Annotated in this window: 3 protein-coding genes and 1 pseudogene; 2 read left to right on the top strand and 2 right to left on the bottom strand. The window is 58.0% G+C overall.

The genetic code is table 11. The annotated features are described in order from the left end of the window. Positions 1–173, bottom strand: a pseudogene (locus HOC_RS23040) (nucleotidyl transferase AbiEii/AbiGii toxin family protein); the annotation flags it as partial. Continuing rightward, entirely contained in the window at positions 166–858 is a 693-nt protein-coding gene (locus HOC_RS20165; protein WP_035542231.1) for a type IV toxin-antitoxin system AbiEi family antitoxin domain-containing protein, read from the bottom strand. The gene HOC_RS20165 and the pseudogene HOC_RS23040, both read right to left, overlap by 8 nt. A 495-nt stretch (positions 859–1,353) precedes the next feature. Between HOC_RS20165 and HOC_RS20160 the strand changes: the two genes are divergently transcribed. After that, positions 1,354–1,947 (top strand): hypothetical protein, encoded by a 594-nt coding sequence (locus tag HOC_RS20160; protein WP_035542232.1) that lies wholly within the window; start codon positions 1,354–1,356, stop codon positions 1,945–1,947. Beyond that, entirely contained in the window at positions 1,947–2,885 is a 939-nt protein-coding gene (locus tag HOC_RS20155; RefSeq protein WP_035542226.1) for a nucleotidyl transferase AbiEii/AbiGii toxin family protein, read from the top strand. The genes HOC_RS20160 and HOC_RS20155 overlap by 1 nt, the downstream gene beginning before the upstream one ends. Positions 2,886–3,496 lie beyond the last annotated feature (611 nt).

Below are 3,496 nucleotides of genomic sequence, written 5' to 3'. Positions count from 1 at the left end.
CCATGGAGGATGCGCAGGCTCGTGCCGCCCTGAAACACGGCGACGTCGAAAAAATCCGCCTTCCAGAGCGCATAGAGGGCGATCTCCTGCATGATCTCCTTTGTTGCATTCTCCTCTTCCAGGCGGTTCTTCGCGCCATAGGATCGCAGCTTCTCCTGAATGAGATCAATCATCGGTGCCTTTCCCGGACAGGCTGCCCGATTGTCTGAGACCCATCACGGCCTGTTCCAATGCGCTCAGGAACAGTCGTACCTGCCTGTGCTTGTAGACATCGCGAAGCGCATCAAAATCACTGCGCTGCAGCGCCGTCAGCCGGGACCGCTCGATCCGAAGGCCCTGCTCAATCCAGTCAAGACCGGCCCAGTTCGCTTTTCGCAAGGCTACCAGGTCCATGAGGGCACGCAGCGGCTGGGCCACCAGGGCGACAGACTTGCCCATCCCGATCCGGTCGACCGAGACGAGAAACTGGTAGGGCGCAATCGCCAGTGGGTGGAAGCTGAAATGGCCAAACCGCTCCGTGTCCCGGGTCAGGGTCTTGCGTCCCGTGTTCACGCTCGCGGTCGTGTAGACCGCTTCCGGAATCCAGCCATGATAGGACAGGGCCGTCTCGAACGAGACATAGCTGCCGGGCACCAATGCCTGGGCGACGGCAAAGGGGTGCGGTGTGCTTTGCGTGTCCGGCCCGCCCAGCGCATACAGCCCGCGTTTGATACGGGTCAGCGATCCATCCTTGAGCGCGCGGTTCACGAGACCATACCGACGCGCGTCTCCACCATCGACAAGGCGCGCCAATTGCCTGTCCGTGAACAGGCGGTGCGCATAGCCGGCATCTTTCAGGGTCTGGACGAGCTTGCTCATAAAGTTCTCAATACTTGCAAAAAGTGAAAGTTTCAAGAATTTTTGAGATCATTTAGCGAAGCCGGATGGCTGAGAGCCGAAGTGGCCGGGCAGGATAAATACGTCAGGGCCTGGAGCAACGGGTGGGCACAAGCGTGATGTATTGGCCCGACCGCGCGGGGCGGACGGGCAGGAAGAGTGCGATATTGGCGACAAATTCCTCCGGCGCACCTGCCCGGAACGTGCCGCTCGGCGGCGAGGTCGGGATCAGGCCCCCTGATCTTGGGGGTTGAGCAGCGGTTCAGCGCATTTTTCAAGAAACAATTCCGATCAACTCTTCTTGCCCTGTCGCATCGACAGCCCGAAGAGGAGCGACAGCAAATGCCGGCTCCAGATTGTTAGCAATATGCTCTCTTTAGACAAGACCATACTCACACACAATATGCATGAATTTTTAATGATATTACTTGCATTTAAGGAGGGCGGTCACCTATATGGACACAGATGGAGGCAAACATGACGGCCACGGCAGAACTGAAAAAGCGACTCCGTCCGGGACAGGTGTACCGGCGCAAGGATCTTGCGCGCTGGTCCAATGCCATCGACCGGCATCTCCGCCTGTTGCTGGACGAAGGCAGGCTCGAAAAGGTCGCTCCGGGACTCTACATGGCGCCGCGCAAGACCCGTTTCGGCTCAGCACCCGCCAGTCCGGAAAAGCTGGTGGAGACATTCCTGGGAGATGACCGGTTTCTCATGGTCTCACCGAACGCGTATAACAGTCTCGGCCTCGGCACGACGCAGCTCTACAACGAACCTGTGGTTTACAACCGCAAACGCCACGGACACTTCAAACTGGACGGACGTCCCTATGACTTCCGGATGCGCGCATCTGTGCCGTCCAGCCTGAACGTGGAATTTCTTCTGGTCGATCTCCTGCACAATCTGGGCCGATTGGCGGAGGACAAGGCGGCGGTTTTGCCGAAAGCGCTGTCGCGCGCCCGCAGCATGGACCGGACCCGGCTTGCACGCGCCGTAAAGGATTTCGGGTCAGCGCGCGCTGCGCGTCTTCTTGAACCGGTTCTTGCAGACGACATGGCGGCGTCGGACTGATGCTGCTGCATGAACTTCCGGATTTTCCGGACCTGATCGCGGTCGCCGCGAGACAGGAACAGGTCGATCCCGGTCTTGTCGAAAAAGACTACTGGATCATGCATGGCCTATGGGGCCTGCAGCAACTCGGCTTCACCTTCGAACTGAAGGGCGGCACGTCCCTGTCCAAAGGCTACGGACTGATTGACCGGTTCTCGGAAGACATCGACATCCTCATCCACCCGGAGACCGACCTCAAATATGGACCGAGCCATAGAAAGCCGGCCCATGCCGCGGCGCGCCTTGCCTTTTTCGACGACTTGGCCACGCGGATCAGGATTGCGGGCTTTGCCGCGGTCGAGCGTGACACCGGGTTTGACGACTTGCCGCAATATCGGGGTGCGGGCATCCGCCTCCTATATGAGCCAATCCATCCGCTGCCGGACGGATTGAAAGAAGGCATATTGCTCGAAGCCGGCTTCGATCAGGTGGCGCCGAACCGGCCTTGCGCGATCTCATCCTGGGCCTATGATCTAGCCGCAGCGAGCGGGATCGGAGGCCTCGTCGACAACCGCGCGATCGACGTGCCCTGTTACGAGCCGGGCTATACATTTGTCGAAAAGCTCCAGACGATTTCGACCAAATACCGCCTGCATCAGGAAAACGGCGACATGCCGGTGAATTTCATGCGGCACTATTACGATGTCTATTGCCTTCTTGGCGACAATTCGGTCCAGGAATTCATCGGAACAAAGGCGTATCTGGAACACAAGGCCAAACGCTTTCGGCAAGATGATGAAGCAGACCTCACCAGGAATGAAGCCTTCCTCCTCAGCGATGCCGAAACGCGAAAGAATTATGCAGCTGCCTATGCCGGAACGCGCGCACTTTACTACCGGGACCAGGTCGCTTTCGATGCGATACTTGAACGCATTACCGGGTTTGCCCCAAGGCTTTGATAAGCTGGCACCCTAACACCGGACGCCCCATAAGCGCCAGCCCATTCCATCCTGGCTTCTTGGCGTTGGAATAGACGACCACAAAGAGACTTGAACGCCAATATGCGTCAGGTTGTAATTAGCTGTGGAACCCGGTTAAGCGTTCACTTCCAGAATTGGACATTTCGGAAGATGCGTGATGCGTTGAGCGCAATAAGCTAAAACTTGTACGTCCTGATAAGCTAAGCTTTGCACACGACACGCAGTTGAGAAATGAACCGGCATGACTACCGCGCCGGAAAAACTTGCCGGGCCGCTTGAAGCCGTGGAAGCACTCCAGGCGGATGGTGCAATCGCCATGTAATCAGCCGACCTGATCCGGTCACATCACGAACGGCTGCTCGGCACCGGATTTCTTGAGGAAGTGATGCTGGCTGCGGCCGGCTTGCCGTGGATGATTCTCTGCCACCGGAGCCCCTCTGCCTGTCCGACTGCCATGCCGTCGGACCAGGTCAGGGCGCCGATGCGTTGTCCGGTACGAGTGTGATCAGGCTTGCGGACCGTTCAATCCGGACCGGCAGGAAAAGGGCAATATTTGCGACGAATGCCTCTGGTTCTCCTGTTGGAAATGT

The sequence above is a fragment of the Hyphomonas oceanitis SCH89 genome, assembly GCF_000685295.1.
GTDB classification, from domain to species: Bacteria; Pseudomonadota; Alphaproteobacteria; order Caulobacterales; family Hyphomonadaceae; genus Hyphomonas; species Hyphomonas oceanitis.
This window is presented reverse-complemented; position numbering and strand designations above follow the sequence as displayed.

Excerpts from the sequence above, each read along its gene's own strand:
- HOC_RS20165 (WP_035542231.1), bottom strand. The coding sequence starts at position 858 with ATGAGCAAGCTCGTCCAGACCCTGAAAGATGCCGGCTATGCGCACCGC.
- HOC_RS20160 (WP_035542232.1), top strand. The coding sequence starts at position 1,354 with ATGACGGCCACGGCAGAACTGAAAAAGCGACTCCGTCCGGGACAGGTG.
- HOC_RS20155 (WP_035542226.1), top strand. The coding sequence starts at position 1,947 with ATGCTGCTGCATGAACTTCCGGATTTTCCGGACCTGATCGCGGTCGCC.